This window comes from Paenarthrobacter sp. Z7-10 (assembly GCF_026932795.1).
GTDB lineage: Bacteria > Actinomycetota > Actinomycetes > Actinomycetales > Micrococcaceae > Arthrobacter_M.
Genome location: NZ_JADPVH010000051.1, coordinates 1 through 19,277 on the forward strand (window position 1 = coordinate 1; position 19,277 = coordinate 19,277).

Sequence of the window (19,277 nt, forward strand, 5' to 3'; positions counted from 1 at the left end):
GGCGCCGGGGTTACTGGGGTCGTTCATCCACGCCGGCAGTTCCGCCAAATCCAGCAGGTGTTGAATCCCGCAGGGGTCCAGCCCCAACAGTGCAAGCACGGCCCCCATCGGATCCAGCACTCCGGGCGCGTCATCATCGCGGCCCAGCTCATCACAATGGGCCGCCAGTTCCCACGCCAACGGATTTTCGCCATGCCGATCGGCCTCCTCGAGCCGAAGCCCAAGAACCGCATCGAAACCCTGAACCAAATCCATACCAACAGCCTACAAACAGCCACCGACAAAACTCCCGGCCCATCCACACACCATCAATGCACACACACGTCGAACCACACACATCCCAGCGAACCGGCATCAGGGCCAGAAAATCAACAGCTGTGGCAGCCTCGTTCAAGGGTTAGCCACTTTAGCGGGCCTCGCGGCCTCGCCCACATGGCTCCAAAATACGGCAGATAAGTATCTTGGGAAGGTCCTGCCGGGGGGTGGCACGGAATCCGGCGCCGTCGGATTGCCGTGCCGTAGAATGGAAATGCCAGCAGGAGATATTCGCGAGAGGTTCTAACCGGTGGGAGAGATTTCAGGCCACGTGCCGAAGCTATGACAGATACAGCAGCAGGAAACAGCAGTCAGGCTTCGGGAGCGCGTCCGGGCGGGTCAATATTTCCGCATTCGGTCGGGGACCTGCGCACGGAGATCGTTTCCTTCGGGACAGCGGAGCAAATGGTCCGCTCGTTGGGGGCCCGGGACGAGGCACTGCGGTTCGTTGAGGCAAGCTACCCTTCCGTCAGTTTTAACGCTCGCGGCAACGAGTTGTCCATCACCGGACCGGCCGTGGAGGTCCCAAACATTTTGCGCCTCTTCGAGGAGGTGCGCGGCCTGGTGGAACGGCAGACGACTGTAACGCCGGCCGTGTTGGAGCAACTGGTGACTATGCTGCACTCGCAAAGCGCAGCGTCCCCGGCCGATATCCTGACCCACAATATTCTCTCCAGCCGTGGCAAAACCATCCGGCCCAAAACGCTGAACCAGAAGAACTATGTCGATGCCATCGACGCGAACACGATCGTCTTCGGCATCGGTCCTGCGGGCACGGGCAAAACGTATTTGGCAATGGCTAAGGCGGTACAGGCGCTGCAGCAGAAGGAAGTCAACCGAATAATTCTGACGCGGCCGGCGGTGGAGGCGGGGGAGCGGCTGGGATTTTTGCCCGGCACACTCAGCGACAAAATTGATCCTTACCTGCGCCCGCTCTATGACGCGCTGCACGACATGATGGATCCGGATTCGATACCGCGGCTGATGGCCGCGGGTACTATCGAGGTCGCTCCGCTGGCCTATATGCGTGGACGGACCCTAAATGACGCCTTCATCATTTTGGACGAGGCGCAGAACACCACCGCCGAACAGATGAAAATGTTTCTGACCCGCCTCGGTTTCGGGGCCAAGATGGTGGTGACAGGAGACGTCACCCAGGTGGACCTGCCGACTGGAACCCGTTCGGGGCTGAGGATGGCGGCACAGATCTTATTGGGTATTGATGATATTAATTTCACCACGTTGGACGCCTCCGACGTGGTCCGCCACCGCCTGGTGGCCGACATTGTCACAGCCTATGGCCGTTGGGACGAAGAGCAGCATGCGGGGCCCGGAAACAGTGTCCGCTCCAACGGCCGGGAGCCCAGCCATGAGCATTGAGGTCAATAACGAATCCGGGGTTGACGTAGCCGAAGCGGAGCTGGTTCGAATGTCGCGCTTCATCATGGAACGGTTGTACGTCCATCCGCAGACCGAGCTCTCCATTATCCTCGCGGATGCCGAGGCCATGGAGAAACTGCACATTGAGTGGATGGATGAACCGGGGCCCACCGACGTGCTCTCGTTCCCAATGGACGAACTCCGGCCTGGAACACCGGAACGTCCATCACCGGCCGGACTTCTGGGCGACATTGTGATCTGTCCGCAGGTGGCGGCTGAGCAGGCCGCCACTGCCGGCCATCCCTTGGCCGAGGAACTGCTTCTGCTGACCACCCACGGCGTGCTCCATCTGTTGGGTTACGACCACGCCGAGCCGGAAGAGCAGGAAGAGATGTTTTCGCTGCAGCGTGATCTCCTCTCCAGCTTCCTAGGCAAGCAGGCACCTCGGGAGACCATGCAGTGATCACTGCGGCCCTGATTGCCATGGGGCTGGTTTTCGTGGCCATCGCTGCCGTGCTGACCGCCGCCGAGGCAGCCTTTAATTATTTTCCCCGACACGATGCCGAGGCGGTGGCTGCGCGCGGTCACCGAACCTCGCTGCTGCGGATTCTTTCCGCGCCGGTGGCGCACATGAACGCCCTGCGCTTTTGGCGGGTCTGGTTTGAAATGGCGGCGGCCGTCACCGTCGCCGTGCTGTTCCTGAACCTGTTGCACAATGTCTGGATAGCTGGTTTGTTGGCAACGGCCGTCATGGCTGGCATTGGTTTCGTCCTGGTGGGAGTATCGCCGCGGCAGTGGGGCCGGCTGCATTCAGCTGCCGTGGTGGGTGCCACCTCGAAACTGGTGCGTTTCCTCTGCTGGGTGCTCGGGCCGATTCCGGGCTGGCTCGTCGAGCTGGGCAGCACGGTGGCTCCCGGGGCGCCGCGCGGCGATGATGCATTCGTCAGTGAGGAGGAGTTCCGCGAATTCGTGGACCGCGCCAGTGAATCTGAAATGATTGAGGACAACGAGGCTGAATTGATCCAGAGCGTTTTTGAGCTGGGAGACACCCTGGTTCGCGCGGTCATGGTGCCCCGGACAGATATTGTCAGCGTGGACGAAGATACCTCGCTCGAAGATGCACTGACGCTTTTCCTGCTCTCTGGCTATTCCCGCATCCCGGTGATCGGCGAAAACACTGACCAGATTCGGGGCATTCTTTACCTCAAGGATGTGGTGGCTGTGGCCCATCGTCTGCCCCCGGGTGAGGCGGCGCCGCCGTTGGCCTCGATCGCCAGGGGCGTGCGCTACGTGCCCGAGTCAAAGCAGGTCAGCGACCTGCTCAAGGAACTGCAGCAGGAATCGACGCATGTGGCAATTGTTATTGATGAGTATGGCGGGACCGCCGGGCTGGTTACCCTCGAGGATCTGATTGAGGAGATCGTCGGGGAGATCGTGGATGAATACGACTCTGAGGCACCGGAGGTGCAGAACTTGGGTCAGGGAAAATACCGGGTCAGCGCGCAGCTGGGGATTGACAACCTGGGTGAGCTCTTTGGTTTGGACCTTGCCGACGACGAAGTGGACACGGTCGGTGGGCTGCTGGCGAAGTACCTTGGCCGGGTGCCGATCGTGGGCAGCGAGGCGGAGGTCGAAGGCATCCGGCTGCACGCGGAGCGCCTGGAGGGCCGCCGCAACCGGGTCAGCCATATTATTGCCACCCGGTCCGCCCCGGCGGACACTGAAATAGCAGGATTGATGAACCACTCGGACAGCGCCGCAGGGAGCGAATTATGAAGAAGCCGCAGAATCAGGCACCGGACGGAAAGCAGGGGAAATCCGGCTTTCGGGCCGGATTCGCCGTTCTTGTTGGACGGCCCAACGCCGGTAAGTCCACGCTGACCAACGCCTTGGTGGGCCAAAAGGTCGCGATAACATCCGCCAAACCGCAGACTACCCGGCACGCCATCCGTGGAATCGTCCACCGGGAGGATTTCCAGCTGATACTGGTTGACACCCCCGGACTGCATCGACCGCGGACGCTGCTGGGTCAGCGGCTCAACGACCTGGTCTCTGACACCCTTGCCGAGGTGGACGCCGTCGGCTTCTGCCTGCCTGCCAACGAAAAGATTGGCCCCGGCGACAAGTTTATTTCCGCCCAGCTCGCCAAGCTGGGGCGCCAGCCCGTCGTGGCACTTGTGACTAAGACCGATCTGGTGGACCGGCAGGCGCTGACGGAGCAGTTGCTCGCGGTTGCCGCGCTGGGACGTGAGGTGCTGGGCGGGGACGGCTGGGCGGACGTCGTGCCGGTATCGGCCGTTGACGGATTCCAGGTGGAAACCGTCTCCTCGGTGTTGGCCGGCTTTATGCCGCTGTCGCCGCCGCTTTATCCTGACGGTGAACTGACAGACGAACCCGTCGCCGTCATGGTTGCGGAGTTGGTACGGGAGGCTGCGCTGGAGGGCGTTCGGGATGAACTGCCGCACTCCATCGCCGTGGTGGTGGAGGAAATTGTGCCTCGTGAGGGGCGGTCGGCGGAGAACCAGCTGCTCGATGTCCGCGTCAATCTCTACGTCGAGCGCCCCTCCCAGAAAGCCATTGTGATTGGCCGTGCCGGATCGAGGCTGCGCGAGGTGGGAAGCAACGCCCGGCACAGCATCGAAGCGCTGCTGGGCACTCGGATTTATCTGGACCTGCACGTGAAAATTGCCAAGGATTGGCAGCGTGACGCGAAACAGCTGGTAAAGCTGGGCTTCTGATCCGTCGGCAATTCGGCCTCGCGGCGCCCGGACGTTCAGCATGCCTTAAGGAACTTCCCAGTTTGGGCCCGTACACTGCTTTCTAGAGTTTGCAGCCAACGGAAGGTTTATTCATGGGGCCTCGTCGTCCCGGAGATGGCGGGGGAAGTGCCGGGAACGGCAGCCCCGCGGCCGCCCCCGCCGGGGCGGGTCCGGCCCGGTACGGGCCACGAATTGGGCGCCACTTTGGTGCGCGCCGGGGCTTTCCCTTGTGGTTCAAGATAACCGCGGCCTCGGTCGCCGTCCTGCTGGTGGCGGTCATTGCTGGCGCCGGCGTGCTGCTGATGCGGCTGCAGAACAACGTGCAGGTGGCCGATCTGAACCTCGGCGCCAGCGCCACTGTGGGCCAGGCAGCCAACGACAATTCTGATGCACTCCAGATCCTTATCCTGGGCACGGACACCCGCGACGGTGCCAACAGCGAATACGGCAGCGCCGCCGATTCCACCGGCTCGGGGCACTCGGACGTCATGATGCTGATGAACATTTCCGCGGACAACAAACGGGTCAGCGTGATCAGCTTTCCGCGGGACCTGATGGTCCCTATCCCGGCATGCAAGGATCCCAAGTCAGGCACCCCGAGCCCTGCGCAACCGCTGGGACAGCTGAACACGGCCCTGAGCCTGGGCGGGCCAGGCTGCACAGTGGCGGCGATTAACCAGCTGACCGGGATGAACATCGACCATTTCATGCTGGCGGATTTCACCGCAGTCAAAGACCTGTCCAACGTGATAGGCGGCGTGGAAGTATGCGTGGACCATTCGGTCAACGACGTAAACGGGTCGGGCCTGGTGTTGCCGAAGGGAACGAGCAAGGTCAAGGGTGAACAGGCTCTGGCCTTTCTGCGGACCAGGCACTCCTTCGGCGACGCCAGCGATCTGGCCCGGATCAAGGCCCAGCAGTACTTCCTGGGCTCGATGGTGCGCAAGATCAAGAGTGACGGCACCCTCTCGGACCTCCCGAAGGTGTACCGGATCGCGGATGCCATCACCAAGAACCTGACCATTGACCGCGGGCTCGCCAACATTCCGAGCATGACCTCAATTGCGAACCGGCTGCAGAACGTCGATCTGCCCAAGGTCGCCTTTGTGACGGCTCCCAACGTGCCCGACCCCGCTGATCCAAACCGGGTGGTGCTCTCGCAGCCCGACGCCGGCAATCTTTTTGCCGCCGTCCGCAAGGACGTGGACCTGACAGCCCCGGCATCGCCGTCGGCTTCGCCGTCGTCGGCTTCCGCGTCACCGTCAGCTGCGACTTCGGGGTCGCCAGCGAGCGCCAGTTCGACGACAACGACGTCGGCTGCGGGTAAGCCTGCACCGACGGTTCCGGCTTACGACAAAACGATCCAGCCCATTACCGTCAACAACGGCACGGGACTCGCTGGCCGCATTGACCCGCTGGTCTCCGTCCTTACGACCGCCGGCTACGCGAACGTGGTTCAGGCCACGGCACCCGCGGTGCTTCCGGCAACCCAGGTTCTTTACGGCAAGGGTTTCCTCGACGTCGCGCAGGACCTGGCAAAGCTCTTCGGCATACCGTCCAAGGCGTTCGTAGCGTCCCCGGACATCAACGGCGTGCAGTTGCAGATAGGTTCGGACTTCGCCTCGGGCAGCACCTTTGGAAAAACCACGCTGCCGCCGGACATCGTCTCCAGCACCGCGAACCAGCAGGGAAAGTGCCTGCATGTCAACCCGGAGATGTACCCGCGCTAACCGCTGGCTGCGGCGCGGCGGCCGGGCAGGGTGGGCCCTGCCCGGCAAAACCGGCCGTTACCAGATGCTGACGCGTTCCTCCTCGGCGAGCCACAGCGCGTCATCGTCGGAGACATCAAAGGCGGCATAGAACGGTGCCAGGTTCCGCACCACGGCGTTGCACCGCAGTTCGCCGGGGGAGTGCGGGTCGGTGGCCAGCCGGCGGATGGCCTCTTCGGGGCGGATCTTGGTTCGCCAGCACTCGGCCCAGGACTAGAAGAACCGCTGAGCGCCCGTCAGGTCATCCAGCACCGGCGCGGGAGCCCCGGCCAGGCTCAGTTCGTAGGCCTTATACGCAATGGCCAGTCCGCCGAGATCTCCAATGTTTTCTCCCAAGGTCAGTTCGCCGTTGACGAAGTGGCCGGGCGCGGCATCGGGGCTGAGGGCGCTGTACTGGGCAACCAGCCGGTCCGTCAGCTGCTCGAAGGCCTTCCGGTCATCCTCGCTCCACCAGTTCCGCAGTGCTCCGTCGCCGTCGAACTGGGATCCTTGGTCGTCGAAGCCGTGGCCGATTTCATGGCCGATCACCGCACCGATGCCGCCATAGTTTGCCGCGTCGTCTGCGCCGGCGTCGAAGAACGGCGGCTGCAGGATGGCGGCGGGAAACACCACCTCGTTCATGGTGGGGTTGTAGTAGGCATTGACGGTCTGCGGAGTCATCAGCCACTCGTCCCGGTCAATGGGCCTCCCGATCTTAGCGAGCTGACGCTGCAGCTCAAAGAGGTGGCTTCGTTCCAGGTTCCCCAGCAGATCCTTGGCATCGATGGCCAGAGCGGAGTAGTCCCGCCACTTTTTCGGGTACCCGATCTTTGGAATGAACTTGGCCAGTTTTTCCAGGGCCCGGTCCTTGGTGTCCGAGCTCATCCATTCCAGCTCGTTGATGCTCTGCCGGTAGGCCTCGATCAGGTTGGCAACCAGCAGCTCCATCCGCTTCCGGTGACCCGCCGGAAAATGCCGGGCAACATAGAGTTGACCCACCGCCTCGCCCAAAGCTCCCTCCACCAATGAAACTCCGCGCTTCCAGCGGTCCTTGTTGACCTCGGTTCCACTGATGGTGGTTCCGTAGAAGGCAAAATCCGCATCCACGAACGGGCTGCTCAGATACGGGGCGGCGCCGGAGATAAGCCGAAACGCCAGCCATTCCTGCCAGTCTTTGAGCCGGTCGGCGGTCAGCAGAGTGGCCATACCCGTGAAGAACTCAGGAGTGACAATCACGAGTTCGGCCGTGGAGCTCTCCGTCAGCTCCATGCCTGCAAACCAGGACACCAACACCGGCAGCATGGCCAGTGCCTCCGCACGGCCGGTGAGGTTGTAGGTTTTCTGCGGGTCCCGGAGGGTGACGTTGTCCCAGTGGAATCCTGCGATCGCCGTTTCCAAAGTCATCACCCGGGAGGCCGCCGCCCCGGAGTCCCGGACGCCGGCCAAGGTGAACATCGCGGCAACATGGTCCCGGTAAGCCGATCGAATGGACGCAAACTTGTCCTCCCGGTAATACGACTCGTCCGGCAGGCCCAAGCCGCTTTGGTACAGGTGCAGCAGGGCACGCTCCGGATTGCCGGCATCGTTGTTGACATAGCCACCGAACAGACCCTGGTTGCCGGCCCGGTCCAGCCGACCCATCAGCGTCACGAGCTCTTCCGGATCGGCGGTGCCAAAGATGGCCGCCAGCCTCGGCTCCAGCGGAGAACCACCGGCTGCCTCGATGGCCTCCTCATCCATGAAGCTGCTGTACAGGTCCCCTATCTTGCGCTCCACGGGACCGCCCGAGGCATCGAGTGCTGCCTGGTTGATGATCTCCCGGACGGCGATTTCCGCGTCATCCCGCAGCGCAATGAATGCGCCGGTCAGCGGCCGGTCCGCGGGAATGGTTTCGGTGTCCAGCCAGCGGCCGTTCACATGCCGGTACAGATCATCCTGCGGCCGTACCGCGGGGTCAAGATTGCCGAGATTGATGCCGGGATTCGCCATGCAAAGACCTGCCTAAATCGCTGAAATGGCCCGCGGCGCGGACCAAGGGTGGGCTGTTTCACATTCATCTTACGCGCCGTGCTAGGGTAAAAATGTGCGCTCTGAAATACTCCTTCTTAGCTGCCGCGGCGGGGATACACAGCCGTTGTTCCACCGATAGCCTTCGATCCTCGCAGGCGCAGATCTGGTTGGCACAGCGGTCGGCCGATCCCCCGCTGCGGTGCTCGTGATGCCCGGCCGGCCCTCCAGCAGCGATCGAAGAGAACAGGTCATCCCATGCGAAACGCACAAAAAACTTCCGGAATGCCGATCCACCGTTACATTCCGTTTGCCGAGCAGATCACCGTCGAACTGCCGGACCGCACCTGGCCCGACCGGGTCATTACGGCGGCGCCACGCTGGTGCGCGGTGGATCTCCGCGACGGCAACCAGGCTTTGATCGATCCGATGAGCCCGGCCCGCAAGATGAAGATGTTCGAACTGCTGGTCGGCATGGGATACAAGGAAATTGAAGTCGGCTTTCCGTCCGCCTCGCAGACCGATTTCGACTTCGTGCGCCAGCTCATCGAGGGCGGCCACATTCCCGGCGATGTCACCATCCAGGTGCTGACTCAGGCCAGGGAACATCTGATTGAACGCACGTATGAGTCTCTGGTGGGGGCTAAGCAGGCGATCGTGCACCTGTACAACTCCACCTCGGTGCTGCAGCGCCGGGTGGTTTTCAACCAGGATGAGGACGGCATCCTGGACATTGCGCTGCAGGGCGCACGGCTGTGCAAGAAGTATGAGGAAACGCTGGTGGACACAGAGATCACCTACGAATACTCACCGGAGTCTTTCACCGGCACCGAACCCGAGTACGCGGTCCGTGTCTGCAACGCCGTGGCCGACATCTTCGAGGCCTCGGCCCAGAGCCAGGTCATTATCAACCTGCCCGCAACAGTGGAAATGGCAACACCGAATGTTTACGCGGACTCCATTGAGTGGATGAGCCGTAACCTGCATCCGAGAGAGGGCATCATTCTCTCGCTGCATCCGCACAATGACCGCGGCACCGGCGTGGCGGCGGCTGAGCTGGGCTATCTGGCCGGGGCGGACCGGATTGAAGGATGCCTTTTCGGTAACGGCGAACGCACCGGCAACGTGGATCTGGTGACCTTGGGGCTGAATCTTTTCAGTCAGGGCATCGACCCAATGATCGATTTTTCGCATATCGACGACGTCCGCCGCACCGTCGAGTACTGCAACCAGTTGCCCGTTCCGGAACGTATGCCCTACGGCGGGGACCTTGTTTTCACTGCCTTCTCAGGCTCCCACCAGGATGCCATCAAAAAGGGCTTGGAGGCACTCGAACGGGAGGCCGCCGCGGCTGGCCAGGATGTCCGTGATTTCACCTGGGCCGTCCCGTACCTGCCGGTGGATCCGAAAGACTTGGGCCGCAGCTATGAAGCGGTCATTCGGGTCAATTCGCAGTCCGGTAAGGGTGGCGTGGCCTATTTGCTGAAGAACGAGCACAGCCTGGATCTGCCGCGCAGGGCGCAGATGGAATTTTCGTCCGTAATCCAGCGGCGCACGGATACAGTTGGCGGCGAGGTCAGCGCAGCCCAGTTGTGGGAGACCTTCGTGGACGAGTACCTGCCCCGGCCGGCCGGAAGTGCACAGGACCTGTGGGGGCGTTACGCGCTGGGCTCGCTGAACACCGAAACGGACCAAGAGGGTCAGATGACCCTGACCGCATCCATGATGATCGACGGCGTGGCGCAGCGCCGCACGGGCACCGGGAATGGTCCGATCGCAGCACTGCTGGACATACTGCACAGTGACGGCGTGGACGTGCGGGTGCTGGACTACTCCGAGCACGCGCTCTCTGAGGGAGGCAATGCCCGGGCGGCGGCCTACGTGGAGTGTGCAGTCGGGGATCGTGTGCTTTGGGGAATCGGCATTGACTCGAATACCTCGATGTCCTCCCTGAAAGCCGTCATTTCCGCCGTCAATCGAGCCATCCGGGATCGTCAGGCATAGCTGGGAGCCGGCTACCGCACATCATTGGTGGCCGAACTAAACTATTGCGCTGGTGCAACCAATCTGCTAAGACAGAACTATGGGTCTGCCCGCAGTCCTGGTCATGCCAATGAGATGCAGAAGGCTATTTGGTGCGTGGCCCCGGACCGTCGGTTGGTCCTGATCGTCACCCGGTTCCGGGACGATCAATGTCGCAGGACGGTGAGGCAGCCATGACGAAAACCGAACTCCCGGCGGATGATGCCAGTGATCCGCAGCTGGAGATCAGCAAGCCCAAGACCTGGGCCGCGGGCCTTCCCAGCCTGACCGAATCGATTCCTCGTTCCCTGCGGGAAATGGGACCGGAACGGTCGGTGAAGACATTGCTGGCGATGAACCAGAAGGACGGCTTCGACTGCATGAGCTGCGCCTGGCCGGATCCGCCGCACCGCAAGGTGGCTGAGTTCTGTGAAAACGGGGCTAAGGCGGTCGGCTGGGAAGCTAATCCGCTGACCATTCCGCAGACGTTCTGGGCGGAACATTCGGTGACGGACCTGCAGGGACGCACAGAGTACTGGCTGGGCCAGCAGGGGCGTTTGGTCCGGCCGGTGTACAAGCCGGCCGGCCAGGACCACTACCAGCCGATCAGCTGGGAAAACGCCTTTGGCATTATCGCCCGCGAACTGAACGCGCTTGACAGCCCGGATGAGGCAACCTTTTACACCAGCGGGCGAACCAGCAATGAGGCTGCCTTCGAATACCAGCTCTTTGCCAGGGCCTACGGAACCAACAACCTGCCCGACTGCTCAAACATGTGCCACGAATCCACCGGGAAGGCCATGACTGAAACCATTGGGGTGGGAAAGTGCGCCATTTCCTATGAGGACTTCGCCAAGGCTGACCTGATTATGATCATGGGCCAGAACCCCGGCACTTGCCATCCGCGCATGCTCACCGCGCTGGAGGAGGCGAAACGGGCCGGCGCCAGCATCGTGGCAATCAACCCGCTGCCGGAGGCGGGACTGATCAACTTCAAGAATCCGCAGCGTCCCAGGGGATTGGTTGGCCCCGGTACCGACCTGGCGGACCAGTTCCTGCAGATCCGTCTGGCCGGCGACATGGCACTGATGCAGGCACTGTGCAAGCGGGTCCTGGCGGCTGAAGAAGCTGCGCCCGGGGCGGTGCTGGATCACGCGTTCCTGGCTGAGCACTGTCAGGGCCTGGAGGAACTCAAAGCCCACCTTGCCGGGCTGGACGAGGCGGAGGTGCTCGCCGCCACCGGACTGCGCAGCGGGGAAATCGATGAACTCGCGGCGCGGTATCTGAAGGCGGACAAGGTGATTGTCACCTGGGCGATGGGGCTGACCCAGCATAAGAAGGCCGTACCCACCATCAAGGAAATCATTAACCTGTTGCTGCTGCGCGGCAATATCGGCAAACCCGGTGCAGGTCCCTCCCCAATCCGCGGGCACAGCAATGTTCAGGGCGACCGCACGATGGGCATCTGGGAGCAGATGCCCCCCGCCTTCCTGGACGGGATCCAGCAGGAGTTCGGCTTCGATCCGCCGCGGCACCATGGCTTCGACGCAGTACAGAGTATCCAGGCCATGCGGGACGGAAAGCTGAAGGTCTTCATGGCCGTGGGCGGCAACCTGGTCAATGCCGTCTCCGACACGGCCGTGGCCGAGGCCGCCATGACGAAGATGACGCTCAGCGTGCAGGTTTCCACCAAGCTCAACCGCTCGCACGCATTCACCGGCGAGCAGGCGCTGATCCTGCCCACGCTGGGACGGTCCGAAATTGACCTGCAGTCCAGCGGGCCGCAGTTCGTTACGGTGGAGGACACCGTCTGCGCCGTGCATGCCTCCGCCGGACGCTTGGGGCCGATTTCGGACATGGTGCTTTCCGAGGTTGCCATCATCAGCCGGCTGGCACGGGCAGTACTGGGGGACAAGCACGGCATCAACTGGGCCGGCTTCGAAGCGGACTATGACACCCTGCGCGAGCACATTTCTCACGTGTGCAAGGGCTGCGAGGACTATAACCGCAAGGTCCGCCAGGAGGGCGGCTTCGTCCTGCCGCACCCGCCGCGCGATTCCCGGACGTTCCCGACGGCGACGGGCAAGGCCATGCTGACGGTTAATGAGCTCGAGACCATTCAGGTTCCGGCCGGCCGGCTGCTGCTGCAGTCGGTCCGTTCGCACGACCAGTTCAACACCACAATCTACAGCCTTAACGACAGGTACCGCGGCGTCAAAAAGGGACGCCATGTGCTGTTCGTCAATCCTGAGGATTTGCAGGAGCTGGGGATCGCGGACGGCAGTTTCGTGGACGTGCACAGCGAATACGACGACGGCGAAGACCGGGTCCTGCGGCAGTTCCGGGTGATTTCCTATCCGACGGCGAAGGGGTGCGTCAGCGCCTACTTCCCGGAGGCGAACGTGCTGGTGTCGCTGGAAGCGACGGCCGAGGGAAGCAATACGCCGATCTCCAAATCCGTCGTCGTCCGCCTCGAGCCAGCCCCGGCCCCGGCCCCGGCCCGGGAAGCGGCAACTGCCGTCCGGTAACGGGCTGCTCAGCACCGTCTTCATCACGACCTGTACCTGCAGCTCCACCCGCATCTGCCAACTGCAACCGCAATAAAAAGGACAAAGATCGTGAATCTGATGTTCCATGCATCGACATTCGTGCCACTTGCGCTTGGTTTCTTCGGCCTTGGAACCGGCTATCTCATTTACGGGCCGGAGGAATTATTTGGCTGGCCCAAACGCGACGAGGCCGTTGACCGCTCCACCGGGATCTGGGGAATCTGGATGCCCGGATTCTGCCAGTTGCTCACCGGCGTGTACCTCTTTGTCGGCTTGACCTGGTTCCAGGTGTTCAAGGATCCGGCGCTCTACATGGCCGCACTGGCCTTCTCCGTTTACGGCATCCACTGGTTCGCCATCGGCTACAACCGCTACCAGCGCAGCGACCCCCGGCCAAACATGGGCATGTCTGTGGCGTTCACCATCGTCTCCGTGCTGGGACTGGTGGTCTTCTTCAAGGTCGGTGACTGGCCCGTGGGACTGCTGTTCTGCGGACTGGTACTGATCTACATCAGCGACTTCTTTGTCAGCATCGGCAAGGCCTTCGGCGAACGTGCCCTCGGTTTCTGGCACCTCGTTACGGGTCTGTGGCTGATGTACCTGACTTTCGCCGCCGGGTTGAACATCGCAGCGGGGATGCATCTGCCGCTCTAGCCTGGGCCGCGGTGTGGGCGCTGGTGTCCGGCACGCCTGCTTTCTGCCTTGCCCGCCGGGGAAGGATCCCGGTGGGACAATGGAGCCGTGTCCAGAAACTCCTTTGCCGCGCGCACCTACCGGGATGACGCCGTCGTCCTGCGCACCCACAAACTCGGCGAGGCCGACCGCATCATCACCTTGCTCACACGCCATCACGGTCAGGTCCGCGCCGTCGCCAAGGGAGTACGGCGCACCAGCAGCAAATTCGGTGCACGGCTGGAACCATTCATGGTGGCTGATCTGCAGCTCGTAAGTGGACGGAGCCTGGACATCGTGACTCAGGCCGTCTCGAAGGGATCCTACGGGCGGGAAATCGTGGCGGATTACGGCTGCTACACGGTGGCCGTGGCCATGACCGAAACCGCCGAGCGGCTCACTGATGTGGACGGGGAAGCTGCCACCGCACAATATCTGCTGCTCGTCGGGGCGCTTGCCGCTCTGAGTCGAGGCGAGCATACGCCGCAGCTTATCCTGGACTCGTATCTGCTCCGTGCCCTGGCCACCGGCGGCTGGGCCCCCAGCTTTACGGACTGCGCGCGGTGTTCGGAACCCGGCCCGCATGGGGCCTTTTCGGCGGCCCTGGGCGGCGCCGTATGCCACGACTGCCGCCCCCCCGGCTCACCCGCGCCGGCACCGGAGACGATGATTCTGCTGGCGGCCCTGCTCTCCGGCAACTGGCCATTGGCGGACGGATCGCAGCCGCAGCACCGCCGGGAGGCCGCCGGACTGGTGGCCAGTTATTTGCAATGGCATCTGGAGCGCGTGGTCCGCTCCCTTAAACATGTGGAGCGTGTGTAATTTTGGAATTGTTTCCGCCGGCAGGTCCCAGCGAAGATTCGGCTCACGGACGTGCGGGCCGGTCGCGCGGCAGGTCCGGCCGCAGCAGCCGGCTGCGCAGCAAGCCGGACGTCGTCGCACCATGGCCGCATCCATCCGGCGCTGCCATGCCGGCAATCCCCGCCGAGCTGGTTCCCCGGCACGTCGCGATAGTGATGGATGGAAACGGCCGCTGGGCCAATCAGCGCGGACTTCCTCGAATCGAGGGCCACAAGGCCGGGGAGCCGGCCCTGTTGGACGTCATGGCCGGGGCCATCGAAATGGGGATCAAGTATGTGAGCGTCTACGCCTTCTCCACCGAAAACTGGAAACGTTCCCCGGAGGAAGTCCGCTTTCTGATGGGATTCAACAAGGATGTGCTGCGGCGTCAGCGGGACCAGCTTGATGCCTGGGGCGTTCGGGTCCGTTGGGCCGGACGACGGCCGCGATTGTGGGGATCGGTCATCAAGGAACTTGAAGTTGCCCAGGAGCGCACCCAGGACAACGACACCGTCACCCTCACCATGTGCGTCAACTACGGCGGGCGTGCTGAAATTGCAGACGCCGTGACGGCCATTGCCGAGCAGATTGCGGCCGGAAAACTGAGCCCGCGCTCTGTCAGCGAGAAAACCATCCAGCGCTTCTTGTACACCCCGGATCTGCCGGATGTGGATCTCTTCCTGCGCTCCAGCGGCGAACAGCGGCTCTCCAACTTTCTGCTTTGGCAGTCCGCCTACGCCGAGTTTGTCTTTCTGGATAAACTCTGGCCGGATGTGGACCGGCGCACCCTCTGGGAGGCTGTGGACATCTATGCCCGACGGGACCGGCGCTTCGGAGCGGCCGTGGACGCGGCGGGCTGAGGCAGGTCAGGACCCCGTCGCGTAAGCCCTCATCCAATCGGCCAGGTCGGCGTAGATCAACTTTCGCACGGGATCCGCGGAAAGAAGCACATCGTGCAGCGCCCCCGGATATCGGTTGACCATGACGCGCCGACCCAACGTAAGCCCGAGGCGGGCCATTTCGTTGACATCGATGACGGCGTCCACGCCCATCATCTCCGGAGTCCAATCAGCCGCTATGACCGTTCGCTCCGAAAGCAGCATGAGCACCGGAACATCCAGCGTCAAACCCTTGCCCACCTTGGCATGGCCCACCAGCACGGCTTTGATCCAACCCGCCCGAAGCGGGAAGGAAGCCGCCGGCCGCCAAAGCGGGTTCAATTCCCAGCTGCCATACGCGCTGCTGCTGACGCTTTGCCAGTAGGCCTTCATCTCGGGGAAATGCAGGACCTTGCGCGGGTCGGACCTGGCAAAGGGGTCGACCAGATGGGTGGCAACCTGGCGCACGAAGCGGCTGCCCTGCAGCTCGAGCCAGGGACCGTTGAGGATCAAGGAGGTCAACCGTCCAGGATGGCGCGCCGCCCACAGGGTGGCGATCAGGCCCCCGAGGGAATGGCCAAGCAAGTGGACAGAGACGGTGTCGGCACTTCCGCCCCGACGTGCCATGTCGGCCTTGACCGCCGACAGGGCCGCATCAATATCCTCGTCGTAGACCTCCAGATCCGTGATAAACCCCTCCGACTGCCCGGGCAGAAGACTCCGACCATACTTGCGCAGATCCAGCGCATAAAAGGCCAGGCCATGTTCGGCGCAGAATTCGGCCAGCTCACGCTGGAAGAAATAGTCAGCCCAGCCATGCAGGTACAGCATGGCCTGCCCGTTGACCGATCCCTGCGCACCCCCGGAACCCTGCGGGCCGCTGGCACGCTGCCACCATTGGCGGGCGTGGACATCAGCAGACCGCAGGTGGCGCACCAGAGTGGCCATCACCGGGCCTTCGGAGTCGAACCCCAGATCGAGGACGAGCTGCTGGTAGCCCGGACCCAGGAAGTCGGGTGTCCAAAGCGGCTCCGCGGCCCTATCCACCGTCGTCAACTTCCCCCGGTCCTCCGTCAGCTCCACCGTCAGCAGGCATTCCTGCCCGGCCCTCAATGAACATGAAGGCCTGGACCCAACGCCGGAGCCGGGCATACGCGTCGTCCCGGACCGCCCGTTCCGAAAGCAGCACGTCGTGAAGTCCGCCCTCGATCTTCTCGATCGCCACCGTGCTGCCCAACGTCCCCGCACGAGCCGCCATAGTGTGCACGTCCAGCACCACATCGGCCGTGTGCATGGAGTCCTTCCAGAACGGTCCGTTCATGCTGCGGGCCGACATCAGCACCAAAATGGGTACCTGGATCCGGAGCCCTTTCGCCACCGATGCCTGGCCCGCGAGGATGGCGCTCATCCACCCCAGCCTGATCGGAAAAGCCTTCGGAGGCCGGAGCGCATTGTCCAACTCCCATCCGCCGTCCGCCTGCGAACTGATGCTGCGCCAATAGAAATTCCGTTCCGGCAGGCGCATCCGTTTCTGCGGCCAAAACCGGGCAAATGGCTGCACCACCGAATATGCGGCATGACGGACCAGCGCGCTGCCGTACATTTCCAGCCAGGGGCTGTTGAGGATCAGGTGGCTGATGGTTCCCGGGTGCCGGCTGGCCCACAGCGCGGCGACAAGTCCGCCGGTGGAATGTCCCATCAACGCAATCTGGGGGACCGGTTCTGGGGAGCGTTTGGTTGTTGCCAGTTCGGGGACTGTTGACGACGGCGACGGCGATGGTCCGGGAGACTGTTGGGTCGTTGCCGGTTCCGGGATTGCTGAAGACGACGGCGGCTCGGGGGACCGCGACGACGCGGACGATCGGGGTGGCACCGATATCCTTCCGTCGGAGCGCAATTCTCTCAGGTCGGCGGCGACCGCGGCCAGCGCCAGGTGCAGCTCTGCGTCGTAGTCCTGCAGGTGGCCGACAAAGCCGCCCAGGTCACCTTCCCGCAGGCTGCGTCCGTGGTTGTGCAGGTCCAAGGCATAGAAGGCAATTCCGAGATCGGCCCAAAACGCCGCCAGGTCGGGATTGAAGAAGTAATCACTCCAGCCGTGCAGATACAGCACCGCCTGCCCCGCGGCGGCGCGGCGCGGCGATGATGGACCGTGCGCTGCCGCGGTGCCTGCCCCGACGCCAGCACCGGCACCGGCACCAGCACCGACGCGGGCACTGGTACCGGTACCGGCAACGACGCGGGCGTTCGCACCGGCAACAGCTTCTGCGGTCCCTGAATTCAGGGTCTCTCCTGAATTGCTCCGGCTGCCCATTTCGGGCAGGTGCCGGATCAGCGTGGCGACCCGATGCGTCCCATCCGGGTGCTGGGTGCGCAGGATCGCCGATTCGAACTGTTCGCCCAGCACATCCGGTCCCCAGCGGAGGTCCCCGTCCATCAACTACCGCACCCTTCGGCCGCCGAACGGCCGGCACTGCGGCCGGAAAACAGGCAACCGCCCAGGAATGTGCCCTCCAGCGATCGGTAGCCGTGGATGCCACCGCCGCCGAAGCCGGCCGCCTCACCGGCGGCATAAAGGCCGGGAATCGGCATTCCCGCCTCGTCCAGCACCCGCGACGCGAGATCGGTTTGGGCGCCGCCGAGACTTTTCCGGGTCAGGATCGAAAGCCGGACGGCGATTAAGGGGCCATGGCGCGGATCCAGCATCCGATGCGGTGGCGCGACACGCATGATCCGGTCGGTGGCAAACCGCCGGGCTTGGCGAATGGCACTGAGCTGGCTGTCCTTGCCCAGTCCGCTGCTGACCTGCAGGTCCCTGGCCGCTATGAGGTCCGAGAGCCCCTGCCCGTCAATAAGGTCGCGGGAGACCAATGCGTTCATCTTGGCGGCCAGAAGCGCGGCTGAGTCCGCCTGCAGGAAGTCAATGCCGCGGTCCAGGAACGTCTGTACTGGCCCCACCGAGCCGGGGAGAGCGCGCCGCGCCAACAGCCGCAGGTCCTTTCCCGTGAGATCCGGGTTTTGCTCGGATCCGGAGAGCGCGAATTCCTTGTCCAGAATGGTTTTATCCAGGACGAACCAGGAGTGCGAGTACCCGGTACCAACGATGTGCCGCAGGGCTCCCTGCGAGTCGAATCCCGGATACAGCGGTACGGGGAGACGGTGGCCCTCCGCATCCAGCCACAATGGCGAGGGACCGGACAAGATCCGGATGCCATGCTTTGGCCAGACGGGGGAGTGGTTGTGGATGCCCTCAGGGTAATGCCACATCCTGTCCTTGTTGATCACAGCACCGCCGGCCCGCCCGACGGCGTCTTGGAACTGGCCGTCCACGCTGGCCGGTACTCCCGTGAGCAGATAGTCCGGCGGATCGGCGTTCGGCCATTGCCGGCGAACCAGCTCGTGGCTGCCACCGATTCCGCCGGTGGTTACGATCACAGCCTGGCCGGAGGCGCTGAATTCCCCGACCAGGGCCCGTGAACTTGCCACACCCCGCGCCGCAGTGGACGGTGCCAAAATGTTGCCACTCACCCCAGTGACGGTTCCGGCGCTGATTATCAGCTCCGTCGCGCGGTGCCGGAAGGCGTATCGGACCCTGCCTGCGTCGACGCCTTCGCGCAGTTTGGCCAGAAAAGGGGCCAGAATTCCCGGACCTGTTCCCCACATCACGTGAAAACGCGGAACGGTGTTTCCGTGTCCCTGGGCGTCGTAACCACCGCGTTCGGCCCACTGGACCAGTGGAAAAAACCGCACGCCCAACGCATGCAGCCAAGCCCGTTGCTCGCCTGCAGCGAAGTCGACGTAGGCCCGCGCCCACGCACGAGCCCAGTGGTCCTGCGCACGGTCGAATCCGGCGGAGCCTAACCAGTCAGCCCAGGCAAGTTCCACGCTGTCCCGCACGCCCAGCCGGCGTTGTTCGGGCGAGTCGACCAGGAATATCCCGCCAAAGGACCAAAAAGCCTGGCCACCCAAGGAGGCTGCCGGTTCCTGGTCCAGGATCAGGACAGTCCGCCCGGCGTTATAGGCTTCGGCGGCCGCAACGAGCCCGGATAGGCCTGCGCCTATCACTATCACTTCAGCCTGCAGCCGGAGCGAATCGTCATCGGAGAACAT

14 protein-coding genes and 1 pseudogene are annotated in these 19,277 nt (G+C 63.2%); 10 read left to right on the forward strand and 5 right to left on the reverse strand.

The window, feature by feature from the left end:
• The coding region (locus IV498_RS14330; RefSeq protein WP_269047678.1) for a hypothetical protein at positions 1–255 on the reverse strand (255 nt) is incomplete at its 3' end.
• Between the two features lie 342 nt (positions 256–597).
• Here IV498_RS14330 and IV498_RS14335 point away from each other — a divergent pair.
• From IV498_RS14335 to IV498_RS14355, 5 genes are all read left to right on the forward strand, one after another.
• Entirely contained in the window at positions 598–1,695 is a 1,098-nt protein-coding gene (locus IV498_RS14335) for a PhoH family protein (RefSeq protein ID WP_269047679.1), read from the forward strand.
• A complete protein-coding gene (gene ybeY / locus IV498_RS14340) occupies positions 1,685–2,158 on the forward strand; it encodes an rRNA maturation RNase YbeY (protein ID WP_269047680.1) in 474 nt (157 codons plus the stop codon). Before IV498_RS14335 ends, ybeY begins: the two co-directional genes overlap by 11 nt.
• Positions 2,155–3,471: a hemolysin family protein gene (locus IV498_RS14345; protein ID WP_442951356.1), complete on the forward strand. Its 1,317-nt coding sequence runs from the start codon at positions 2,155–2,157 to the stop codon at positions 3,469–3,471. Before ybeY ends, IV498_RS14345 begins: the two co-directional genes overlap by 4 nt.
• Positions 3,468–4,433, forward strand: a complete 966-nt coding sequence (era, locus tag IV498_RS14350; protein WP_269047682.1) for a GTPase Era — start codon at positions 3,468–3,470, stop codon at positions 4,431–4,433. Before IV498_RS14345 ends, era begins: the two co-directional genes overlap by 4 nt.
• 113 nt (positions 4,434–4,546) lie before the next feature.
• Positions 4,547–6,184 (forward strand): LCP family protein, encoded by a 1,638-nt coding sequence (locus tag IV498_RS14355; RefSeq protein ID WP_269047683.1) that lies wholly within the window; start codon positions 4,547–4,549, stop codon positions 6,182–6,184.
• Between the two features lie 57 nt (positions 6,185–6,241).
• On the opposite strand, the pseudogene IV498_RS14360 reads toward IV498_RS14355, so the two are convergent.
• Positions 6,242–8,191 (reverse strand): annotated as a pseudogene (locus tag IV498_RS14360) (M13 family metallopeptidase).
• A 276-nt stretch (positions 8,192–8,467) separates the two neighbouring features.
• Between IV498_RS14360 and leuA the strand changes: the two are divergent.
• The 5 genes from leuA to IV498_RS14385 all read left to right on the forward strand — a co-directional run bounded on the left by leuA (position 8,468) and on the right by IV498_RS14385 (position 15,152).
• Positions 8,468–10,213 (forward strand): 2-isopropylmalate synthase, encoded by a 1,746-nt coding sequence (gene leuA, locus IV498_RS14365; RefSeq protein ID WP_269047684.1) that lies wholly within the window; start codon positions 8,468–8,470, stop codon positions 10,211–10,213.
• A gap of 212 nt (positions 10,214–10,425) precedes the next feature.
• A complete protein-coding gene (locus IV498_RS14370; protein WP_269047685.1) occupies positions 10,426–12,759 on the forward strand; it encodes an FdhF/YdeP family oxidoreductase in 2,334 nt (777 codons plus the stop codon).
• Between the two features lie 90 nt (positions 12,760–12,849).
• Positions 12,850–13,434 carry a hypothetical protein gene (locus tag IV498_RS14375; protein ID WP_269047686.1) on the forward strand — a complete coding sequence of 195 codons (585 nt, stop codon included), beginning with the start codon at positions 12,850–12,852 and terminating at the stop codon, positions 13,432–13,434.
• Between the two features lie 87 nt (positions 13,435–13,521).
• Positions 13,522–14,274 (forward strand): DNA repair protein RecO, encoded by a 753-nt coding sequence (gene recO / locus IV498_RS14380; protein WP_269047687.1) that lies wholly within the window; start codon positions 13,522–13,524, stop codon positions 14,272–14,274.
• Positions 14,275–14,420: 146 nt separating this feature from the next.
• Complete coding sequence (locus IV498_RS14385) at positions 14,421–15,152, forward strand: isoprenyl transferase (RefSeq protein ID WP_269047688.1); 732 nt, start codon at positions 14,421–14,423, stop codon at positions 15,150–15,152.
• A gap of 6 nt (positions 15,153–15,158) precedes the next feature.
• On the opposite strand, the gene IV498_RS14390 is transcribed toward IV498_RS14385, so the two are convergent.
• From IV498_RS14390 to IV498_RS14400, 3 genes are read right to left on the reverse strand one after another with little or no spacing between them, the layout of a single operon-like run.
• Positions 15,159–16,217, reverse strand: a complete 1,059-nt coding sequence (locus tag IV498_RS14390) for an alpha/beta hydrolase (protein ID WP_330059673.1) — start codon at positions 16,215–16,217, stop codon at positions 15,159–15,161.
• Positions 16,210–17,604 (reverse strand): alpha/beta hydrolase, encoded by a 1,395-nt coding sequence (locus tag IV498_RS14395; RefSeq protein WP_269047692.1) that lies wholly within the window; start codon positions 17,602–17,604, stop codon positions 16,210–16,212. The genes IV498_RS14390 and IV498_RS14395 overlap by 8 nt, the downstream gene beginning before the upstream one ends.
• Complete coding sequence (locus IV498_RS14400) at positions 17,604–19,277, reverse strand: FAD-binding dehydrogenase (protein WP_269047693.1); 1,674 nt, start codon at positions 19,275–19,277, stop codon at positions 17,604–17,606. Before IV498_RS14400 ends, IV498_RS14395 begins: the two co-directional genes overlap by 1 nt.